The organism is Kribbella sp. CA-245084 (genome assembly GCF_050942355.1).
Classification (GTDB): domain Bacteria; phylum Actinomycetota; class Actinomycetes; order Propionibacteriales; family Kribbellaceae; genus Kribbella.
This window is the reverse complement of record NZ_CP192053.1, coordinates 6,461,062-6,480,504: the sequence shown is the minus strand read 5'-3', so window position 1 is coordinate 6,480,504 and position 19,443 is coordinate 6,461,062. Positions and strand designations below refer to the sequence as shown.

Sequence of the window (19,443 nt, the reverse complement as noted above, 5' to 3'; positions counted from 1 at the left end):
AGGGTCCCATAGCGTCCTACGACGTGTCCACCAGTGCGCGCAAGCTCAAGGTCGGGATCGTCGGCGGCGGATTCATGGGCCAGGTCCATGGCAGGGCCGCGTTGGTTTCGGGAGCGACCGTGGCCGGCGCAGTGGGCTCATCACCTGCAAGGGCAGATGCTGCAGCCGAGGCGACCGGCGCCGAGCGCGGGTTCGCCACCATCGACGAGCTGCTCGCCTCAGACATCGATGTCGTCCACGTCTGTACGCCGAACAACACGCATCGCGACGTCACGCTGAAGGCACTCGACGCCGGCAAGCACGTGGTCTGCGAGAAGCCTCTGGCCACCTCGGTCCAGGACGCGAGCGGACTGCAAGCCGCGGCATCCGAGGCGGGCCTGGTCGGCGCTGTGCCGTTCGTGTACCGCTACCACCCGATGGTCCGCGAGCTGCGGACCCGGATCGCGGCAGGTGACGCGGGGACGATCACCAGCCTGCACGGCTCGTACCTGCAGGATTGGCTCGCCGGTGCGGACGACCAGAACTGGCGCGTCGACGACACGACCGGCGGTCCGTCGCGGACGTTCGCGGATATCGGGTCGCACTGGTGTGACCTGACCGAGTTCGTGACCGGCGACCGGATCGCTGCGATCAGCGCGCAGCTGCGGACGGTGCGAGCCCAGCGCGGCGGAGTCGAAGTACGAACTGAGGACCTGGCCACGGCGCAGTTCCGGACCGAGGCCGGAGTGGTCGGGACGATCGTGGTCAGCCAGGTCGCAGCCGGCCGGAAGAACCGCTTGTACCTGGAGGTGTCCGGGACCGAGTCGAGCTTCGGCTTCGACCAGGAGGACCCGGACCGCCTGTGGGTCGGCCGTCGCGACGCGTCGCAGCTCCTGACCCGGGACCCCGAGACGCTGAGCCCGCCCGCCGCGCGGGTGAACCGGCTGCCGGCGGGGCACGCGCAGGGGTATCAGGACGCGTTCGACTCGTTCGTCGCCGACAGCTATGCCGCCGTACTGGGTGACCACCCGGACGGCCTGCCCGACTTCGCCGCCGGAGCGCGGTCCGCTCGCGTGGTCGACGCCGTACTGCGCTCGGCTGCGAGCGACTCTGCCTGGATCACCGTCGACAATTCTTAGGAGCCTGTGAGATGCCACGCCCGATCACGCTGTTCACCGGTCAGTGGGCCGACCTGCCGTTCGAGGAGGTCTGCCAGTTCGCGTCCGAGGCCGGGTACGACGGCGTCGAGATCGCCTGTTCCGGTGATCACTTCGACGTCCAGCAGGCCGTCGACGACGACTCCTACGTCCAGGGCCGCAAGGACATCCTGGAGAAGTACAACCTGCAGGTCTTCGCGATCTCCAACCACCTGGTCGGCCAGGCGGTCTGCGACGACCCGATCGACTTCCGGCACCAGGCCATCGTGCCGTCCCGGATCTGGGGCGACGGCGACGCCGAGGGTGTGCGTCAGCGGGCGGCGGAGGACCTGAAGAACTCCGCTCGCGCGGCGAAGAAGCTCGGCGTGAACACCGTCATCGGCTTCACCGGCTCGTCGATCTGGCAGTACGTCGCGATGTTCCCGCCGGTGCCGGCGGAGCGGATCGAGGCCGGCTACCGGGACTTCGCCGACCGGTGGAACCCGATCCTCGACGTGTTCGACGAGGAGGGCGTGCGGTTCGCGCACGAGGTCCACCCGTCGGAGATCGCGTACGACTACTGGACCACGACGCTGACGCTCGAGGCGATCGGCCACCGCGAGGCGTTCGGGCTGAACTGGGACCCGTCGCACATGGTCTGGCAGGACATCGACCCGGTCGCGTTCCTGTGGGACTTCAAGGACCGGATCTACCACGTGGACTGCAAGGACACCCGGATGCGGGTCGGCGGCGGACGCAACGGCCGGCTCGGCTCGCACCTGCCCTGGGGCGACCCGCGACGCGGCTGGGACTTCTACTCGACCGGTCACGGCGACGTGAAGTGGGAGGACTGCTTCCGGGTGCTGAACTCGATCGGCTACGACGGCCCGATCTCGGTCGAATGGGAGGACGCCGGCATGGAGCGCAAGGTCGGCGCCGCCGAGGCGGTCAACGTCATCCGCGCGCTCGCCTTCGACAAGCCGGCCGCCGCCTTCGACGCGGCCTTCGCCACCGACAAGTAATCAGCGCCGGTCGCGACCAGCGACAAATCCGAGCGTGATCTGGGTGGCTGAGAGTACGGCGAACACGATGAGCGTCGTACTCCAGCCGCCGGTCACCTGGGTCAGGTATCCCGCGACGACCGGTCCGGCTGCAGCCAGCGTGTAGCCGACGGCCTGCGCCATCCCGGACAACTGCGTGGTCTCGTGGTGGCCGCGGCCGCGAAGACTGATCAGCGACAGCGCGGCGACCAGCCCGGCGCCCTGGCCCAGACCGCCGACGACCGCCCAGACGATCGCGAGCTGCGGCGCCAGCAGCAGACCCAGCAGCGCGACGAGGATCGGCGTACTTGCCGTCATCAGACCGGCCCGCTGATTCGTCGGGTGCTTCAGCAGGAACGGGATGCTGAGGCCGCCGATCAGACCGAAGACCTGGAACAGGAACAGGTGTACGCCGGTGGCACGCTCGGACACGCCGCCGGTCGAGATCTCGATCGTCGGCAGCCAGTTCACGAACAGGTAGAAGCTCGTCGACTGCAGCCCCATGAAGCCGGTCACCAGCCACGCCGTCGGCTGTCGCCAAACGCTGACCGGGGGAGTGCTGTCCTTGACGCTTGCCGCCGGCATCGGCTCCGGCGAGAGCGTCCGCGGTAGCCAGATCACAGCGACAAGCACGGCGAGACCGCCCCAGACGGCGAGCGACAACCGCCAGTCGACCGCATCGGCGATCGGTACGGCGAGGATCGAGGCGATCGCAGCGCCGCCGGTGATGAACGCCGTGTAGACGCCGGTCGCGCGCGAGACATTGCCTGCGTAGTCCCGCTTGATGATCACCGGGACCAGCACGTTCCCGACCGCGATCGCGGCACCGACTACCGCCGTACCGATCCAAAGGCCTGCATGGCCTGTGCACGGGCGCAGCGCGCTGCTGAGCGCCAGGACCAGAAGCGAGACGAAGACGGCGCGCTCCATGCCGAATCGGCGGGACGCGAGGTGGACCAGCGGTGAGGCGACGGCGAACGCGAGCAGCGGCAGCGTGCCGAGCAGACCCTGCGCGGCCTCGCCCAGATGCAGGTCGAGACCGATCCGCGGCAGCACCGGACCGACCGCGGTCAGCGCCGGCCGGAGGCTCAGCGCGACCACGAAGGCGGTCGCTGTGATCAGCGCCGACCGCTCCCGAGCCACTGGTTCGGTCAACACCGCCACGACACACCTCTCCCTGTTCTCGTCTCCTGCAGATGTCCTACATTTACACACTGTACGCTATCCCCTGAACGGAGGTGGGCGAGTGTCCATCGAAGGACCTGTGCGGCAGGTGCCGCTCGTGCTGCAGGTGTCGGAGCGGTTCCGTGCGCAGATCGAGTCCGGGGCCTGGCCACGCGGCTCGCGGATCCCTGGCGAGAACCAGCTCGCGACCGACCTCGGCGTCAGCCGCGGGACGGTACGGGAGGCGCTGCGTTCACTGAGCCTGACCGGCCTGCTCGAGCCGCGCGTCGGCGACGGCACTTACGTCCGCGCGACCAACGAGATCAGCGGCGTACTGGTCAGGGATGAGCTCTCGGCGTCATTGACGCATGTGCTCGACGCTCGCGCCGGTATCGAGGCCGCAGCCGCCCGTCTGGCCGCGCAACGCCCCGACCAGGAGACCCTGGCTGCTTTGTCCGTTGCACTAGAGTCTCGGGCGGCTGCGGGCGACCTGGACGCGTTTGTGGCTGCGGACGCCGACTTCCACCGCGGAGTCGTCGTCGCAAGCGGGAACCCGCTCCTGTTGCGTTTGTACGACGCGATCGCCGAAGTGCTGACCGAGTCGATCCACCAGACCGCGACGATGCCCGAGGATCATCGGATCCTCGACGCGCATGTCGATGTACTCGGGGCGATCCGGGCGGGGGATCCCGAGGCGGCGAGTCAGGCGTCGTACGCCCTGATCGAGACGATCAAGCAAGAAGCGAAGGATCCGGCCAGTAGTACCTGAAACAGGCCGGCTGCCCGTTGAGCCGCCGAGGCTCCCCGCCGGGCGGCGGGACGTCCTTGCGGTCGCCGCGGACGCCTCCGCGGGCTTCGTAGAACCCCTGGGCGGCGGTGTTCTGCTCGAGGACCCACAGGTAGATCCCGGACCCGGGCGCCGCCTCCTGCAGGGCCTTGGCGGTCAACGCGAGTAGCTGGGTCCCGATGCCTTGCCGCTTCAGCGGTGCGCGGACGTGCAGGTTGTCGACGAGCGCGCCGAACTTCGGGTCGGCGCCGATGATCAGATGCGACAGCCCGACCAGCTGGCCGTCGTACTCCGCGAGCGTGGTCCGCGTACCCTCGCGCGCCGCCAGCCGTTTGGCCCACATCGCGTCGAGGTAGCCGGCCGACTCGTCGTCGAGGAACGCGTCGGCGTACGCACCGCGGTAGTGCCGCCGCCAACTGTCCCCGTGCAGCTCAGCTACCGCCGCCGCGTCATCTGCCCCAGCCGTCCGAAACCGCAGCTCATTCACCCTCGAATTCGTATCACTCGCGGTGGTGCTCGTTGGGGCTTGTCCGAAGGGTGAACCCGGCGTCCGCCATTCGGCCGCGGATCAACGAGTCGAGTCGCTGCCAGCCTGGTGAGGATGCGTTGAGGGTGCTTTGCAGGAGGTCGGGGATGGCGGGATCGGCGGAGGCCCCGGGTGATTCGGTCCCGTAGCGTTGGATGCTGGCGGCAACGATCCGGTCGGCGAGCTCTGACAGGAACGGGTCGTCGGGGTTGAGGTCGTGGGCGTGGTCCGCGGCAAGGTAGAGGTCTCGCAGTTCCGGTTCGGTCAGCGACTGCGCTTGGTCCTGGAACAAGGTGTCGGCGAGGTCGGGGTCGGTTGCGTAGACGACGATCCACAGGTCGCGCTCCATCGCGATCCACCGCTCGGTGAAGCCCAGGGCGGGCAGTCCGGCGAGGTGCTCTTCGACGTCGGCGGGCAGGATGCGAATCTCTCCGGCGGCCAGCTTGCGGAGTCGGCGCTGGGTGTCGCGGAGCCGTTTGATGCGGGTGGTCAGGTCGGCATCGATCTGCTCCAGGGCGGGGCTGAGCTGCTCCGGCGTTGACCCGAGCTCGCGGATCCGGGCGAGTGGTACGCCGGCGTCCGCCAGCATGCGGATCCGGACCAGCTGGACGACCGCGTCCGCGGAGTACCGGCGGTATCCGGACGAGTCCCGCTCGGGTTCGGGCAGGAGGCCCTTCGCGTGGTAGACGCGGACGGTCTTCGTCGACACCCCGACGTACCGGGCCAGCTGTCCGATGGTGAGCACGACACCATTCTTGACCTTGCCCCTAGGGCAATGTCACACGATGGCTGCATGACCGACTGGGACACCCTGCGCACCCTCGCCGACGAAGGCAACGAGAAGGCCCTCGACCGACTGGCCGATCTGGCCGACGAGCGAGACGACGTCGAAGCGTTGAGCGAACTACTCGACGAAGGCTGCACCCGGGCCGGTGAACATCTCACCCGCCGCGCCGCCGCCGCGAAGGACCTGATCGAGCTCAAACGCATCAGCGACGCCGGCTACGACGAGGCAGGCGAAGTGCTCAACCACCTATTGGCCTGAGCGGACAGCCGGCTGACGGGGTGCGAGCACGCGCGCAAAGACGCCGATGCCCGCTGCCAGTGCGGTGACCACGATGAACGACATCGTCAGGTTGCTGGCCTGCGCGATGCCGCCGATGATCGACGGCGCTACCAGCCCGGACGCGTAGGTGATGGTCGCGACGCCCGCGATCGCCTGGCTCGGGTTCGGGCCGGTGTGACCGGCGGCTGCGAAGGCGAGCGGTACGACGACCGCGATCCCCACGCCGATCAGGCCGAACCCGGCCATCGCCACGACCGCCGTCGGCGAAACCACCACGAGCAGCCCGCCGAGCGTCGCGATCACACCGCTCCACCGCACCGTCCGTACGGCGCCGAACCGGTCGACCACCGCATCGCCGGTCAACCGCGCGATCGCCATCGTCAACGCGAACCCGGTCGTCGCCCCGGCCGCGACAGCCGCCGAGCTGCCGAGGATGTCCCGCAGATACACGGCCGACCAGTCCAGGCTCGCACCCTCCGCGAACACCGCGCAGAACCCGACCGCCCCGATCAGCAAGGCCGACTTCGGCGGCAACGCGAACCGCGCCGGCGGCTCCTCGTCCTCCTCGGGATGGATGTTCAGCACGAAGTGACACACCACCGCACCGATCACCGTCAGGACGACGGCTACGACCGCGTGATGGACCTGTGCGCTGACATTCGCATGCGCAGCGAGCGTCCCGACCGCGGAACCGAGCAGGGCGCCCACACTCCAGAGACCGTGCAGCCCGGACATGATCGACTTCTTCAGCCGGTGCTCGATCTCGACTCCGAGCGCGTTCATCGCCACGTCGGCCATGCCCGCCGTACCGCCGTAGATGAACAGCGCGGCGCACAACCCGAGCAGGCCGGGGGCGAGCGACGGCAGGATCAGCGCGAGCGTCCAGAGCGCCAGCAGACCGCGCAAGGCGTTCCGGGTGCCGAACCGGTGACTGACCCGGGCAGCGAGCGGCATCATCAGCGCCGCGCCGAGCGCCGGGAACGCGAGCGCCAGCCCGAGCTGGCCCGCGGACACTCCCGCATGCTCCTGGATCCACGGCACCCGGGTCGCGAACGACCCGGTCACCGATCCGTGCACGCAGAAGACGGCGGCCACGGCGTACCGGGAGCGCTTGACGAGGGTGGTGTCTTCAGTCACAAGTAAACAGACAATCTGTTTGAACGATCAGGCGGATGGTAGATTTTTGCACGTGAGAAGTGCAGAACGGCATCAAGTGATCGTAGAACGACTACGAGTCGTCGACCGAGTGTCGGTCCAGGAACTGGTCGAGGCGACCGAGGCATCGGACATGACGGTCCGCCGCGACCTCGACTTCCTGGCGGCGCAGGGCGTGCTGAAGCGCGTCCACGGTGGTGCCGTGTCCGCGATGCCGTCCGGGCTCGAGCCGCCGTACTCGCTCCGCACGCAGGCCGCGACCGCCGCCAAGCAGGCGATCGCCCGGGCCGCGGTCGAGCACCTCCACGACGGCGAGACGATCGTCCTCGACAGCGGTACGACCGCGTTGGAGACCGCGCGGCTGCTGCACGACCGCTCGATGACGGTCATGCCGCTCTCGCTGCATGTCGCGCACGAGCTCGCGGATGCACCGCGGATCCGGCTGCTGATGCCGGGCGGCGAGGCGCGCAAGGGTGAGCTCTCCCTGGTCGGCCCGCTGACCGTCGCCTCGCTGCGAGCGCTGCGCTTCGACGCCGCCGTACTGAGCCCGTGTGCGTTCAGCCTCGACGCAGGGCTGACCGCGTTCGACCTGGGCGATGCGGAGGTCAAGCAGGAGGCGATGAACGTCGCCACGCGCACCGTCGTCCTCGCGGACGGCGCCAAATGGGACCGCTCCGCCCTCGCCTACGTCTGCCCCGCCGACCGCCCGGACCTGATCATCACCGACGAGTCGGCCCCCGAAGACCAGCGCACAGTCCTGACCCAACGAGGCGTTCTAGTAGAGGTTGCTTCTTGACTGCCACCGACCTGCGACCGCAGACCGCGCCGCCGCGCGCCGCTCGGGTCGCCACCTGGATGTACTTCGGTCTGAACGGGTTCGCGGTCGGGATGTGGGTCGTGCACATCCCGAGCATCGAGCAGAAGACCGGCATCACCCACAGCACGCTCGGGTTGCTCCTGCTGGTGCTCGGCGGCGCTGCGTTCACCGGCATGCAGGTCGCGGGTCCGCTCGTCGACAAGCTCGGTCAACGCCGGCTCGTCCCGGCGGCCGGCATCCTGCTCGGCATCGCGCTCGCCGGACCGGGCCTCGCGACGAACTGGTGGACGCTCGGCCTCACGCTGATACTGATCGGCTTCGGCAACGGTTCGATCGACGTCGGCATGAACGCGCAGGCTGTGGTCGTAGAACGTGGTTACCCGCGGCCGATCATGGCCGCCTTCCATGCGATGTGGTCGATCGGCGGCGCCATCGCCGCGATCGTCGGTGCGGCGACGCTGCGGGCCGACGTACCGCCGGAAGTCACGCTCGCGTCGGCCGGTGTGGTGTGCATCGTGCTGTCCCTCGTCGCCAGCCGGTTCTTGCTGGAGGCAACCGTTCCTCCCGAGGACGACGTCGTCGAGGGGGAGCAGCGAGCGAAGCCGTCGGCCAAGCTGGTCTGGGCTCTGGGTGGACTCGCGTTCGGCCTGATGCTGTCCGAAGGCGTCGCGAACGACTGGGCCGCACTGCACTTCCGCGACATCCTCGGCACCTCCGTGAGCACGGCGGCCTACGCGTACGGCGCGTTCGCGGTCGCGATGACCGTCGGCCGATTCCTCACCGACCGGGTCGCGGCCGTCGTCGGTCCGGCCGCGATCGTTCGATGGGGCGCGGCGATGGCAGCGGTCGGTCTGACGCTGGTGATCGTCGTACCGTGGGTGCCGGTCGCGCTCGTCGGCTGGGCCATCTTCGGGCTGGGCCTCGCGGGCGGCGTACCGCAGCTCTTCACCGCCGCGGGCAACCTCGACCCACGGTCGTCCGGCGCGCTGATGGCGCGCGTCGTCGGCCTCGGGTACGTCGGACTGCTCGCCGGGCCTGCGCTGATCGGCGGGCTCGCGCACTGGATGCCGCTGAACATCGCGTTCATCCTGCCGGTCGTGCTCTGCGTACTGACGTTCTTCGGCGGCCCTGTTCTCAACGGCCGTGAGATGAAGAACGGCACTAACTAAGGGCTTGCTCGAGGTCTGCCCAGAGGTCGTCGGGGTGCTCGATGCCGACCGACAGGCGGATCAGGTCCTCCGGGATCGTCGGGACCTCCATCGGCCAGCGGCGGCGGCGTTCGAGCATCGACTCGACGCCGCCGAGGCTGGTCGCGTGCACCCAGAGCTCAGTGCGCTCGCAGACCTGTTGGGCGAGTGTCGCGTCGCCTCCGAGTTCGACGGCGAGGATCGCGCCGAAGCCGGACATCTGGGCTTTGGCGCGCTCATGGCCCGGATCGCTCGGCAGTCCGGGGTAGCGGACGCGGCTGACCAGCGGATGGTCTTCGAGGCGCTTGGCGAGGAACGCGGCGTTCGACTGAGCCCGCTCGAGGCGCAGCGCGAGAGTACGCAGACCGCGCAGCGCGAGCCAGGCCTCCATCGGACCTGGGATCGCGCCGAGGCCGCGGCGACGGCTCTCGATCGCTGACCACAGATCGTCGTCCGCGGTGATGACCGCGCCGAGGATGACGTCCGAGTGGCCGGAGATGAACTTGGTGGCCGAGTGCATCACGACATCCGCGCCCAGCTGGAGCGGCTGCTGGAGCAGGGGAGTCGCGAACGTGTTGTCCACGACAACGATCGCGCCGGCCGCGTGCCCGGCTTCGGCAAGGGCCGGGATGTCGGCGACCTCCATCGCGGGGTTGGTCGGTGACTCGATCCACAGCAGGTCGGCCCCGTCTGCGCTGCCGAGGACCCGCTCGACGGCCTCGGTATCCGCGACGTCGACGTGCTCGACCGTCAGCCGGCCGGTCTCGGTCTGCTGATCGAGCAGCGCGACGACGCCGGAGTACGCGTGCTGCGGCGCCACGACCCGCCCGCCGACTGGTACCAGGTCGATCACCGCCGCTGCCGCCGCCATCCCCGAGGCGAACGTCAGCCCACGACCGCCTTCGAGCTCGCCGAGCGTCTCCTCGAGTGCCGACCACGCGTCGTTGCCGAACCGTCCGTACCCGCGATCGCCGCCGGCGACGTACGTCGAGCTGAACACCGGCGACTCGCCGACCGGCGCGTTCGGCACCCGCTCCGGCCGCCCCGCGTGGACGACGACCGTGGACGGATCAAGCTCAGGAGTCATACCCCGAATTGTCGCTGACGCGATAGGCAGCCGCGGGCAGGGGGATGCCGCCGGTGCGGAGCAGGCTCATCGCCTGGCGGGCGAGCGACTTCGCGTCGGTGGTGTCGGGAGTGTCCACCCAGACGCGGACGACGGTCTCGATGATGTTCATCGCGATCCCGGCCGCCAGCGCGCCGGTGAACTCGGCCCGGTTGTCGGCCGGCAACCGCAGTACCAGCTCGTCGGCGAGATCGGTGCGGAAACGCCAGATCAGCTCGTTGAGATGAGCGCTCACCGACGCGGTCTGCGCGGCCATGTCGAACACGGCCCGCACCCGTCCCGGATTGGTCTCCAGTTGCTCCAGGACGCGCTCGATCACCGCCTGCAGGCCGGCCGTCAGCTCCAGCTCGGGCTGATCGCGGAACCAGCTGACCGCGTCGCCCAGGCAGTCCTCGACGAACTCGAGGACCAGCGTCTCCTTGGTCGGGAAGTACCGGTACAGCGTGCTCGGCCCGACCTCGGCCGCCGCCGCGATCTGCTCGACCGTGGTCCGGCCGAAGCCGTTGTCGTTGAACAGCTCGAACGCTTTGTCCGCGATCAGCCGGCGGGTCCGCTCCCGCTTCACCTCGCGCAGTCCCATCAGCACCTCCGCGGGCAGGGTACCGTTTCGCCGACTCGCCGGATGTTGCTTCTCTTTGGGTGACTCAGCCATATGGTAGTCACTACCAAAATCCTTTGGGAGGGTTCATGACCGAGAGCTTCCCCGTCGGCAGGCCGTCCGGGTGTCCTTTCGACCCGGCTTCCGAGTACGCCGGCTTCCGTCGTACTCCCGAGCTGGCCAAGGTCTCCACACCTGCCGGAGTCGACGCTTATGTGGTCAGCCGGTACAACGACGTACGCACGCTGCTCCGCGACAGCCGGCTGAGCTCGCTGTCCGCGCCGTCGGACCACGTCGTACCGGGCGCTGATCTGGACCGGGAGGCGGACTCGGGCTCGATCCTTCACGCAGACGGTGCGGCGCACAGGCGGTTGCGGCGGATGCTGGCGACCGAGTTCGCGGTGAAGCGGATGGAGGCGATGCGGCCGCGGATCGCCGCGATGATCGACACGCAGCTCGACACGATGCTCGCCTCCGGCGGACCGGTCGATCTGGTCCAGGCGTTCGCGCTGCCGATCCCGTCGCTGGTGATCTGCGAGCTGCTGGGCGTGCCTTATGCGGACCGGGCCGAGTTCCAGGAGCGGAGCGCGACACTGGTGCGCGTCGACGGGGATCGGGACGAGATCATGCGGGTCAGCGACGCGCTCAACCAGTACATGGTCGGGCTCGTGCTGGCGAAGCAGTCGTCGCCGTCGGACGATCTGCTGTCGCGGCTCATCGCCCGTGGCGAGGAGTTGGGCGAGCCGCTGAGCCTGCCGGAGCTGGTGTCGATCGGGATCACGCTGTTGATCGCCGGGCACGAGACGACGGCGAACATGATCGCTCTGAGCACGCTCGCCCTGCTGCGGAACCCTGTCGAGCTCGCCGCGCTGCGGGCCGATCCCACGCTGGCGCCGGCCGCGGTCGAGGAACTGCTTCGGTATCTGTCTGTCGTCCAGTTCGGGCTGTTCCGGCATGTCACGGACGAGCTGCCGGTCGGGGCAGCCACTTTGCAGGCAGGTGACTTCCTGATCGCGGCGCTGTCCTCGGCGAACCGGGACTCGCAGGTGTTCCCGGATCCCGACCGGCTGGACTTGCGGCGGTCGGACGGGGCGCATGTCGCGTTCGGGTTCGGGCCGCATCAGTGCCTCGGTCAGCAATTGGCGCGGGTCGAGCTGCACGAGGTCTTCACCCGGATGTACGCGCGGATCCCGACGCTGCGACTCGCCGTACCGTTCGAGGAAATCGAGTACCGGGACAACACGCTCGTGTACGGAGTGACAGCGTTGCCAGTCACTTGGGACTGAGCTGGACCGGCCTGGAGAGCGGCCGCTACGGAGTGCGATCTGAAGGGGTCTTAACCGAACCCTGGTCGGAACCTGATCCCAGGGCCGCTACAGTCGAGCCGGTGAGTGAGTACTCGAGGGAAGAACAGCGCAAGCCCCGCGTCGCCGTCGTTTTCGGTGGCCGGTCGAGCGAGCACGCCATCTCCTGCGTCACCGCGGCGAACGTCTTGCAGGTGATCGACCGGGACAAGTACGACGTGGTCCCGATCGGCATCAGTACCAGCGGCCACTGGGTGCTGGAGAGCGGAGATCCCGAGCGGCTGTCGATCACCGACGGCAAGCTCCCCGAGGTCGACGTGACCGCGATGCCGGTGCTGTTCGGCGCGAACCGCGAGCTCGTGATCAGCGAACCCGAGCAGGTCCCGAGCACCCTCGGCCAGGTCGACGTGGTCTTCCCGCTGCTGCACGGCGCGTGGGGCGAGGACGGCACCATCCAGGGCCTGCTCGAGATGTCCGACATCCGGTACGTCGGATCTGGCGTACTCGCCAGCGCCGTCGGCATGGACAAGCACTACATGAAGGTCGTCTTCCAGGCCGCCGGCCTCGAGGTCACGCCGTACGTCGTGATCCGCGACCGCGACTGGACCCGGGACCAGGACGCCTGCCGCGAGGCGGTCGACGCGCTCGGCTACCCGGTGTTCGTCAAGCCGTGCCGTGGCGGTTCGAGCCTCGGGATCAGCAAGGTGAACAGCCTCGACGAGCTTGATGAAGCCGTCGCGGTGGCTCGCGCCCACGACCCGAAGGTGATCGTCGAGGCCTCCGCGAAGAGCCCGCGCGAGATCGAGGTCGGCGTACTCGGCGGCCTCGATGGCGCCAAGCCCGAGGTCAGCGTCTGCGGCGAGATCGCGATCTCCGGCGGCGGCCACGACTTCTACGACTTCGAGACGAAGTACCTGCCCGAGGGCGAGGAGTACACCGCGCTCTCGGTCCCGGCCGACCTCCCCGAGGAGATCGCCGCCGAGGTCCGCGCCAAGGCCCTCACCGCCTTCGACGCCATCGACGCCGAGGGCCTGGCCCGCGTCGACTTCTTCCTCGACGCCGACAACCGCGTGATCATCAACGAGATCAACACCATGCCGGGCTTCACCCCGACCAGCATGTTCCCCCGCCTGTGGGCCGCCTCCGGCAAGGACTACGCAGCACTCGTCGAACACCTCCTCTCCCTAGCCATGACCCGCAACACCGGCCTCCGCTAACCCACCGACGCGGCACGCACCTGCCGGGGCTGATCCGCGCCACCAGCCTGGGCCAACCTGCGGCATCCTCCCGGCGAGCCAGTCATAGGCGGCTCGCTCGGGAGCGGAGGTAGCGCTGTTGTGGAACGCTGGTCGCCCGGCTCGCCGCCTCCTCGTACGCGACGCGAGCAGCCGCCGCGTCCCCCGACATCTCGAGCAGATGCGCCCGAACCGCGGCCAACCGGTGGTCCTTCGCGAGGTGGTCGTCGTCCTCGATTTCACCGAGCAGCGCGAGCCCCTCGTCCGGTCCGCGGGCCATCGCAACAGCGACCACGTGGTTGAGCGCAACCATCGGGTTGTCGGTGAGCTGCAGCAACACCTCATACAGCGCAACGATCTGCGGCCAATCAGTCTCCTCTGCACTCGGCGACTCGTCGTGAACGGCAGCAATCGCCGCCTGTAACTGGTAAGGCCCGACCGGCCCCCGCGGCAACGTCGCGGTGATCAGCTCAACGCCCTCCCGGATCAGCTCCGGGATCCACAGCGACCGGTCCTGCTCCGCCATCGGCACAAGCTCACCGAGCGCCCCGGTCCGCGCCGGCCGACGCGCATCGGTCAACAGCATCAACGCCAACAACCCCGCCGCCTCGGTGTCGTCGGGCAGCAACCGATGCAGCATCCGCGCCAACCGGATCCCCTCGGCCGCCAATTCCACCCGCTGCAGGCTCGAACCCGCCGTACTCGCATAGCCTTCGTTGAAGATCAGGTACACGACCTTCAGCACCGCGCCCAGCCGCTCCTCGCGATCGGCCGGCACGGTGAACCGCGCCCCGCTCTCTTTGACGCTCGCCTTCGCCCGGGTGATCCGCCGCGTCATGGTTGCCTCCGGCACCAGGAACGCGCGGGCGATCTCCGTCGTCGTCAGGCCACCGACCGCCCGCAGCGTCAACGCGATCTGCGACGCCGGTGACAACGACGGATGACAACACAGGAACAGCAGCACCAGCGTGTCGTCCGCACCGCGGACCAGTTCACCGACCGGCTCACCCTGCGGCGCCCACTGCGCCACCCGGTCCTCCCGCCGCTGACGAGCCTGCTCCCGCCTGAGCAGGTCCGTCAGCCGACGAGAAGCCACCGTGATCAACCACCCGCGAGGGCTGTCCGGCACGCCCTCCACCGGCCACTGCTCCGCCGCGGCCAGCAGCGCCTCCTGCACCGCGTCCTCAGCCGTGTCGAAGTGCCCATACCGCCGCACCAACGCCCCCAACACCTGCGGCGCCAGCTCCCGCAGCAACTCCCCGAGCGCGACGGTCATCCCGATCACTCCACCAGTTCGTCCTGGCCTTCGACGATCGGCCGGATGTCGGCGTACGCCGTGGCGCGCAGGAACTCAGGCGCCGGCGTATCCGCCAGCCGCGACGCGATCTCCGTCGCCCGATCGAACGACTCACACTCGACGATCCAGTACCCGGCGAGCACCTCCTGGGTCTCCGCATACGGGCCGTCCGTCACCACCGACTGCCCGTCCTTCGACCCGAGCCGCCGCGTCAGCACGGGTGCCGCCAGCGCCCGCGTCTCGACCAGCTCGCCCGACTCGACCAACTCGTTGTTGAACTTCTCCATGAACGCCCCCATGGCCGCGAAGTCTTCCGGCGTCCAGGCGGGCTTCCCGGTGTCCTTCCCGGCCATCCCGTCATAGTCCTGCTGCGACGCATACGTCAGGATCATGTACTTCACCGCTGTCTCCCATCGTCCGGACGCCCACCGCAGGCGCCTCCACCCGAGACGTCGCCCCCGCGGCACCCAACCGGACACCACCAGCAGACGATTTTCGATCTCGTCAGGGAGTATGCACTCGTCAGGTACAGGGCGTGACGAGTTTGTTCTGGTTGTGGATAGCGTCGGAGACATCGGTCAGCGCGTTGGCTTCCGGCGAGTACTTCGAGGGAACTGCCATCTCGAGGTAGAGCTCGCGGCCGATGGTGGTGAAGATGTAGCCGTTCTTTACCTGTTTGGCGAACCAGCCGACGCCGTTGACCTGGAAGCACTGCGACAGGGCCTCGGCCATGCCGGCGGGCGGCGCGACGCCGCACGTCACCTCGATGGGCGGGTCGCCGTACGCCGTGGTCAGCGGGCTCTCGGGCGAGGTCTTCCGCTTCTTCTGATCGAGAACCGTCGCCGGCATCGCCTGGATGAGCTGCGTGCAGGCGGCGGCGACCTCAGGCGCGGGGGAGGGGACCGGGACGGGCGTGGGACCCGGGCTGCACCCGGCGAGCACGATCACGCCGAGTGCGGCCAAAAGGATTTTGGGCATACCGAAAACAGGCGGGTCCTCGTGTGGACGGCTCAGATGTGGACGACGGGACAGGTCAGCGTACGCGTGATGCCGGGAACGTTCTGGACCCGGGCAACCACCAGCTTGCCCAGTTCGTCGACGTTGCGGGCTTCCGCGCGGACGATCACGTCGTACGGACCGGTGACGTCCTCGGCCAGGGTGACGCCCTGGACCTCGGCGATCTGCGCGGCGACGTCGGCCGCGCGGCCGACCTCGGTCTGGATCAGGATGTAGGCCTGGACCACCACGTCGTTCTCCACTCAGTCGTCCTCAGCTGGCTCCGGCCGCGCTGCGGCACCGCTGTGCAGCGGTACTGCGAGACAGCCGGGCGTACTCATAGTTGCCCGGTCACGGTACCGCCTAGACTCCGGTCAGCGATATGGGAGGTCTGCTGACGTGACAGAGACGTTGGGGAGCACGGGTGAGTTCGGCCTGATCGCGGCCGTCACCAAAGGGCTGTCCACAGGTGAGGACGTCCTGGTAGGTCCAGGTGACGACGCGGCCGTGATGGCGGTGCCGGACGGCCGCATGGTGATCACGACCGACCTGCTGGTGGAGGGACGGCACTTCCGCCAGGACTGGTCGTCCGCGTACGACGTGGGCCGGAAGGCCGCCGCACAGAACCTGGCCGACGTGGTGGCGATGGGCGCGCGGCCGACTGCGCTCGTGGTCGGCTTCGGCGGTCCGGCCGACCTGCCGACCGCCTGGGCGCTGGAGCTCAACCAGGGCCTCGTCGACGAGTGCGAGCTGGTCGAGGCGAGCATCGTCGGCGGTGACACTGTCCAGTCGGACAAGATCGTCGTGTCGGTCACCGCGTTCGGCTCGCTCGACGGCCGTCCACCGGTACTGCGGTCAGGCGCCCGTCCTGGCGACGAGGTCGCGTACGTCGGCCGGCTGGGTTGGGCAGAGGCGGGCTGGGCCGTTCTCGCCCGCGGGTTCCGCTCACCGCGGGCTGTCGTCGAAGCGCATCGCCGCCCGCAACCGCCGTACGCCGAAGGTCCGCGCGCCGCACTCGCCGGTGCGTCCTCGCTGTGCGACGTGAGCGACGGACTGCTCTCCGACCTCGGCCACATCGCCGCTGCGAGCCAGGTGATCATCGACGTGCACACGAAGGCGCTGACCGTGCCGGAGCCGCTGCAGGCGGTCGCTGCCGCGACGGGTGTGGACGCGCTGAAGTTCGTGCTGACCGGCGGTGAGGACCACGCCCTGGTCGGCACGTTCGAGCCTGCCGACGTGCCCGAGGGCTGGACTGTCATCGGGTCGGTTGCTGAGGGCAACGAGGAACGCCCGGCCGGGACCGTGACAGTGGACGGCTCGCCGTATGCTGACGAGACAGGCCACGCCCACTTCAGGAGTTGAGATGCCGGTCGGGATCGCACCGCCCAGAGTGCTGACGATCGCCGGGTCCGACTCCGGTGGCGGGGCCGGGATCCAGGCGGACCTCAAGGCGATGCTCGCGAACGGCGTGCACGGCATGAGCGTGCTGACCGCGATCACCGCGCAGAACAGCCTCGGCGTCCAGGGGGCCTGGGAGCTGCCGGAGGAGCAGGTGCGCGCCCAGTTCCACAGCGTCGTCGACGACATCGGCGTGGATGCGGTGAAGACCGGCATGCTCGCCTCCGAGTCGATGGTGCGGGTCGTCGCCTCGCTGCTGCGCACGCTGCCGGACGGGGTGCCGATCGTGGTCGACCCGGTGTCGGTGTCGAAGCACGGCGACGCGCTACTAGCCGCTGACGCGATGGACGCCGTACGCTCCGAGATCGTCCCGCTGGCCACCGTCCTCACTCCGAACCTCACCGAGCTCGGACCGGTCGCCGGGATCGAGCTGGAGACCATCGAGGACCGGGAGCTCGCCGCAAAGCTGCTGCTGGACGCAGGTGCACGCTGGGTGCTGGTGAAAGGCGGCCACGACGTCGGTACGGCGGCAGTGGACGTGCTGCACGGCCCAGGGGTACGGCGTTCGTACAGCGCGGTCCGGGCCGACAACAGGCACACGCACGGCACTGGATGCACACTGGCGAGCACTATCGCGGCGTACCTGGCACGTGGGTACGACGTACCGAGCGCGGTCGGTGCTGCGAAGGAGTACGTGACCGGAGCGATCGCAGCCGGGTTCGCGCTCGGCGGTGGGATCGGTCCGGTCGATCATGCGTGGAGATTTCGAGGGAGAAGCAGTTGACCAAGCAGCAGCCCCCGGTTGACGGGTACTGCGAGCAGTGCGGCTTCAACTACGACACCGGTGACCTGCAGGGCACTGTGACCCTGCTGATCCGGCAGTCGGCGGACTGCAGCATGGCGCTGACGAAGGCCGCGGCCGGTCCGGACGCGAGTGTGGTGCGCCTGCGGCCGGAGCCGGAGGTGTGGTCCGCCATCGAGTACGCGTGCCACGTGCGCGACGTACTCGAGGTGCAGCGGCTGCGAATCGCGCAGTGCCTCGCGGAGGACCGGCCGGTGTACGCGCCGATGGACCGGACCGGTCGGGTGAAGCAGGAGAAGTACGAGAACCAGGACCCGATGGAGGTGGCGGCCGCGCTGGTGCGGAACGCCAAGGACTTCGGTGCGGCTGCGCGAGTACTCCGGCCGCAGGAGCTGGGGAAGCTGGGGCTGTACAACTACCCGGTGCGGGCGCCGCGCACGCTGGGCTGGATCATCCGGCACACCGCGCACGAGATCCAGCACCACCGGCACGACATCGTCGAGATCCTGGCGAAGGTGGAGCCGCCGATCGTCCCCAAGCCGAAGGTCGAAGCGGCCGAAGAGGCCGAAGAGGCCGAAGAGTTGGACGCAGCTGCCGTCGAAGAAGCTGCCGTCGAGGGGGCCGTTGTCGAAGAGGTAGTCGACTAGCGCTGCGCCACCCACGCGGCGATCGCGGGCTCGGTGGTGAGCTGGTCGAGCGCCAGCGCGGCCGCGCCACGGAGCGGACCGTCGGGCAGCGTCGCGGGCAGCACTGGTGGGGGAGACCCGCGGTGGAACGTCATCAGCCCACCCTCGTAGGCCTCCTTGAACGTGCCCTCGGCAGCCGCCCGCAGGGGGATCGCCAGCCCACCGATGGTGATCACATCCGGGTCATGCGCGTTGACCAGACCCGCGATGCCGCTGCCCAGCGCTGCCACCACTTTGGTAACTGCAGCCCGCGCAGTCCGGTCTGTACGCCGCAGCACCTCCTCGGTGTAGGCATACGGGTCGTCCGGCCGCCCCTGCTTCAGATGCCGCGCCAGCGCACGACCGTCGATCTCCAGGTCCCAGCACCCGCGAGCGCCGCACGGACACGCTCGTGACCGGTCCCCGAAGGGCACGTGCCCGTACTCACCGCCAGCCCCAGACGCACCCTGCGCCGGCACGCCGTCGATCAGCAGCGTCCCACCGATGCCCACCTCGATGATCAGGTGTAGCGCCGTACCAGCTCCCGCGGCAGCGCCCGTACGTGCCTCCGCCACACCACTCAGAGTCGCGTCGTTGCCGGCCAGCAGCGGCAGCCCAGTGCCCTCGGTCACGGTCTCCAGATCCAGCTCGGCCCACTCCAGCGTCGGCGCCTGCATCAGGTGGTTGTCGCGGATCGTCCCAGGTACGGCGAGGCTCACCATCCGCAGCCGGTCGCCGTACTGCTGCCGCGCCTGCTCCACTTGGCGGCGCAGGTTGTTCAGCACGACCTGCGGGCGCCTGCTCCGGTGACGCCGGTACTCCGGATCCTGCAGCGAGCCGTCGATCGTCACGATCGCACTCCGCCAGCTGCTCTGCCGCAGGTCGAGCGCGAGCACCACAGGTCCTTCTGGATGCGCCCGCAGCAGCGTGGTCGGCCGACCACGCCCCTGACTTGGCGCTGGTACTTCGGTCACCAGGTGCACGTCGCGTAGCCGAGCCGTCACCTCTGTCGCCGAACCCGTGCTCAATCGCAGCGTCCGCGCGACCGCGGCCCGGGTGATCCCGGGCTGACGGGTGAGTTGGGTCAGCACGTCCGAAGCCGTCTGCCACTGTCCCCGGCGCACAGGATTCATAGCTGCCTTTCGTTCTGTCCCCGGATCAGTTT

Annotated in this window: 22 protein-coding genes; 11 read left to right on the top strand and 11 right to left on the bottom strand. The window is 69.0% G+C overall.

Features of this window, described 5'->3' with window-relative positions; all coding sequences use genetic code 11:
* Nucleotides 1-23: 23 nt before the first annotated feature.
* On the top strand, nucleotides 24-1,118 hold the full coding sequence (locus tag ACQPYH_RS30815; RefSeq protein ID WP_432878382.1) for a Gfo/Idh/MocA family protein: 1,095 nt from the start codon (nucleotides 24-26) through the stop codon (nucleotides 1,116-1,118).
* Between the two features lie 11 nt (nucleotides 1,119-1,129).
* Nucleotides 1,130-2,137, top strand: a complete 1,008-nt coding sequence (locus ACQPYH_RS30810) for a sugar phosphate isomerase/epimerase family protein (protein WP_432878379.1) — start codon at nucleotides 1,130-1,132, stop codon at nucleotides 2,135-2,137.
* On the opposite strand, the gene ACQPYH_RS30805 is transcribed toward ACQPYH_RS30810, so the two are convergent.
* Nucleotides 2,138-3,319 (bottom strand): MFS transporter, encoded by a 1,182-nt coding sequence (locus tag ACQPYH_RS30805; RefSeq protein ID WP_432878377.1) that lies wholly within the window; start codon nucleotides 3,317-3,319, stop codon nucleotides 2,138-2,140.
* An 82-nt stretch (nucleotides 3,320-3,401) separates the two neighbouring features.
* Between ACQPYH_RS30805 and ACQPYH_RS30800 the strand changes: the two genes are divergently transcribed.
* A complete protein-coding gene (locus ACQPYH_RS30800) occupies nucleotides 3,402-4,088 on the top strand; it encodes a FadR/GntR family transcriptional regulator (RefSeq protein WP_432878374.1) in 687 nt (228 codons plus the stop codon).
* On the opposite strand, the gene ACQPYH_RS30795 is transcribed toward ACQPYH_RS30800, so the two are convergent.
* Both ACQPYH_RS30795 and ACQPYH_RS30790 read right to left on the bottom strand, forming a co-directional pair.
* The gene (locus ACQPYH_RS30795) at nucleotides 4,051-4,593 is read right to left on the bottom strand and encodes a GNAT family N-acetyltransferase (protein ID WP_432878371.1); all 543 of its coding nucleotides are present in this window, start codon (nucleotides 4,591-4,593) and stop codon (nucleotides 4,051-4,053) included. The genes ACQPYH_RS30800 and ACQPYH_RS30795 overlap by 38 nt on opposite strands.
* A gap of 13 nt (nucleotides 4,594-4,606) precedes the next feature.
* Nucleotides 4,607-5,377, bottom strand: a complete 771-nt coding sequence (locus ACQPYH_RS30790) for a MerR family transcriptional regulator (protein ID WP_432878368.1) — start codon at nucleotides 5,375-5,377, stop codon at nucleotides 4,607-4,609.
* Between the two features lie 48 nt (nucleotides 5,378-5,425).
* Here ACQPYH_RS30790 and ACQPYH_RS30785 point away from each other — a divergent pair, with 48 nt between their 5' ends.
* Nucleotides 5,426-5,677 carry a hypothetical protein gene (locus ACQPYH_RS30785; protein WP_432878366.1) on the top strand — a complete coding sequence of 84 codons (252 nt, stop codon included), beginning with the start codon at nucleotides 5,426-5,428 and terminating at the stop codon, nucleotides 5,675-5,677.
* Here the strand turns inward: ACQPYH_RS30785 and ACQPYH_RS30780 are convergent.
* The gene (locus tag ACQPYH_RS30780; RefSeq protein WP_432878363.1) at nucleotides 5,666-6,835 is read right to left on the bottom strand and encodes an MFS transporter; all 1,170 of its coding nucleotides are present in this window, start codon (nucleotides 6,833-6,835) and stop codon (nucleotides 5,666-5,668) included. The two genes, ACQPYH_RS30785 and ACQPYH_RS30780, sit on opposite strands and share 12 nt — an antisense overlap.
* A gap of 76 nt (nucleotides 6,836-6,911) precedes the next feature.
* Here ACQPYH_RS30780 and ACQPYH_RS30775 point away from each other — a divergent pair, with 76 nt between their 5' ends.
* Nucleotides 6,912-7,649: a DeoR/GlpR family DNA-binding transcription regulator gene (locus tag ACQPYH_RS30775; RefSeq protein WP_432878361.1), complete on the top strand. Its 738-nt coding sequence runs from the start codon at nucleotides 6,912-6,914 to the stop codon at nucleotides 7,647-7,649.
* Complete coding sequence (locus tag ACQPYH_RS30770) at nucleotides 7,646-8,839, top strand: MFS transporter (RefSeq protein WP_432878359.1); 1,194 nt, start codon at nucleotides 7,646-7,648, stop codon at nucleotides 8,837-8,839. The genes ACQPYH_RS30775 and ACQPYH_RS30770 overlap by 4 nt, the downstream gene beginning before the upstream one ends.
* On the opposite strand, the gene ACQPYH_RS30765 is transcribed toward ACQPYH_RS30770, so the two are convergent.
* Nucleotides 8,832-9,944, bottom strand: a complete 1,113-nt coding sequence (locus tag ACQPYH_RS30765) for a trans-sulfuration enzyme family protein (RefSeq protein WP_432878356.1) — start codon at nucleotides 9,942-9,944, stop codon at nucleotides 8,832-8,834. The genes ACQPYH_RS30770 and ACQPYH_RS30765 overlap by 8 nt on opposite strands.
* Nucleotides 9,934-10,563 carry a TetR/AcrR family transcriptional regulator gene (locus ACQPYH_RS30760; RefSeq protein WP_432878353.1) on the bottom strand — a complete coding sequence of 210 codons (630 nt, stop codon included), beginning with the start codon at nucleotides 10,561-10,563 and terminating at the stop codon, nucleotides 9,934-9,936. The genes ACQPYH_RS30765 and ACQPYH_RS30760 overlap by 11 nt, the downstream gene beginning before the upstream one ends.
* A 107-nt stretch (nucleotides 10,564-10,670) precedes the next feature.
* Here ACQPYH_RS30760 and ACQPYH_RS30755 point away from each other — a divergent pair, with 107 nt between their 5' ends.
* Both ACQPYH_RS30755 and ACQPYH_RS30750 read left to right on the top strand, forming a co-directional pair.
* On the top strand, nucleotides 10,671-11,867 hold the full coding sequence (locus ACQPYH_RS30755; RefSeq protein ID WP_432878350.1) for a cytochrome P450: 1,197 nt from the start codon (nucleotides 10,671-10,673) through the stop codon (nucleotides 11,865-11,867).
* Nucleotides 11,868-11,968: 101 nt separating this feature from the next.
* The gene (locus tag ACQPYH_RS30750) at nucleotides 11,969-13,102 is read left to right on the top strand and encodes a D-alanine--D-alanine ligase family protein (RefSeq protein ID WP_432878348.1); all 1,134 of its coding nucleotides are present in this window, start codon (nucleotides 11,969-11,971) and stop codon (nucleotides 13,100-13,102) included.
* 82 nt (nucleotides 13,103-13,184) lie between these two features.
* Here ACQPYH_RS30750 and ACQPYH_RS30745 read toward each other — a convergent pair whose 3' ends face one another.
* The 4 genes from ACQPYH_RS30745 to ACQPYH_RS30730 form a co-directional block, all read right to left on the bottom strand.
* Nucleotides 13,185-14,396, bottom strand: coding sequence for an RNA polymerase sigma factor (locus ACQPYH_RS30745; protein ID WP_432878346.1), 1,212 nt, complete (start codon nucleotides 14,394-14,396; stop codon nucleotides 13,185-13,187).
* A 5-nt stretch (nucleotides 14,397-14,401) separates the two neighbouring features.
* Nucleotides 14,402-14,809 (bottom strand): YciI family protein, encoded by a 408-nt coding sequence (locus ACQPYH_RS30740; RefSeq protein ID WP_202878065.1) that lies wholly within the window; start codon nucleotides 14,807-14,809, stop codon nucleotides 14,402-14,404.
* Nucleotides 14,810-14,939: 130 nt separating this feature from the next.
* The gene (locus tag ACQPYH_RS30735; RefSeq protein WP_432878343.1) at nucleotides 14,940-15,395 is read right to left on the bottom strand and encodes a DUF3515 domain-containing protein; all 456 of its coding nucleotides are present in this window, start codon (nucleotides 15,393-15,395) and stop codon (nucleotides 14,940-14,942) included.
* Nucleotides 15,396-15,427: 32 nt separating this feature from the next.
* Entirely contained in the window at nucleotides 15,428-15,664 is a 237-nt protein-coding gene (locus ACQPYH_RS30730; protein ID WP_170990044.1) for an Lrp/AsnC family transcriptional regulator, read from the bottom strand.
* 148 nt (nucleotides 15,665-15,812) lie between these two features.
* Here ACQPYH_RS30730 and ACQPYH_RS30725 point away from each other — a divergent pair, with 148 nt between their 5' ends.
* Genes ACQPYH_RS30725 through ACQPYH_RS30715 form a run of 3 tightly spaced genes read left to right on the top strand, consistent with a single transcriptional unit; the run spans nucleotide 15,813 to nucleotide 18,260 of the window.
* On the top strand, nucleotides 15,813-16,775 hold the full coding sequence (locus ACQPYH_RS30725; RefSeq protein ID WP_134111537.1) for a thiamine-phosphate kinase: 963 nt from the start codon (nucleotides 15,813-15,815) through the stop codon (nucleotides 16,773-16,775).
* A gap of 1 nt (nucleotide 16,776) precedes the next feature.
* On the top strand, nucleotides 16,777-17,595 hold the full coding sequence (gene thiD, locus ACQPYH_RS30720) for a bifunctional hydroxymethylpyrimidine kinase/phosphomethylpyrimidine kinase (protein WP_432878340.1): 819 nt from the start codon (nucleotides 16,777-16,779) through the stop codon (nucleotides 17,593-17,595).
* A complete protein-coding gene (locus ACQPYH_RS30715) occupies nucleotides 17,592-18,260 on the top strand; it encodes a DinB family protein (protein WP_432878337.1) in 669 nt (222 codons plus the stop codon). The genes thiD and ACQPYH_RS30715 overlap by 4 nt, the downstream gene beginning before the upstream one ends.
* Here ACQPYH_RS30715 and ACQPYH_RS30710 read toward each other — a convergent pair.
* On the bottom strand, nucleotides 18,257-19,411 hold the full coding sequence (locus ACQPYH_RS30710; protein ID WP_432878334.1) for an ROK family transcriptional regulator: 1,155 nt from the start codon (nucleotides 19,409-19,411) through the stop codon (nucleotides 18,257-18,259). The genes ACQPYH_RS30715 and ACQPYH_RS30710 overlap by 4 nt on opposite strands.
* Between the last annotated feature and the right edge of the window lie 32 nt (nucleotides 19,412-19,443).

Bases quoted from the DNA above. Each gene is read 5' to 3' on its own strand.
- ACQPYH_RS30785 (WP_432878366.1), top strand. From the start codon at position 5,426: ATGACCGACTGGGACACCCTGCGCACCCTCGCCGACGAAGGCAACGAG.
- thiD (WP_432878340.1), top strand. From the start codon at position 16,777: ATGCCGGTCGGGATCGCACCGCCCAGAGTGCTGACGATCGCCGGGTCC.
- ACQPYH_RS30745 (WP_432878346.1), bottom strand. From the start codon at position 14,396: ATGACCGTCGCGCTCGGGGAGTTGCTGCGGGAGCTGGCGCCGCAGGTG.
- ACQPYH_RS30760 (WP_432878353.1), bottom strand. From the start codon at position 10,563: ATGGGACTGCGCGAGGTGAAGCGGGAGCGGACCCGCCGGCTGATCGCG.
- ACQPYH_RS30740 (WP_202878065.1), bottom strand. From the start codon at position 14,809: ATGATCCTGACGTATGCGTCGCAGCAGGACTATGACGGGATGGCCGGG.
- ACQPYH_RS30755 (WP_432878350.1), top strand. From the start codon at position 10,671: ATGACCGAGAGCTTCCCCGTCGGCAGGCCGTCCGGGTGTCCTTTCGAC.
- ACQPYH_RS30765 (WP_432878356.1), bottom strand. From the start codon at position 9,944: ATGACTCCTGAGCTTGATCCGTCCACGGTCGTCGTCCACGCGGGGCGG.
- ACQPYH_RS30735 (WP_432878343.1), bottom strand. From the start codon at position 15,395: ATGCCCAAAATCCTTTTGGCCGCACTCGGCGTGATCGTGCTCGCCGGG.
- ACQPYH_RS30810 (WP_432878379.1), top strand. From the start codon at position 1,130: ATGCCACGCCCGATCACGCTGTTCACCGGTCAGTGGGCCGACCTGCCG.
- ACQPYH_RS30710 (WP_432878334.1), bottom strand. From the start codon at position 19,411: ATGAATCCTGTGCGCCGGGGACAGTGGCAGACGGCTTCGGACGTGCTG.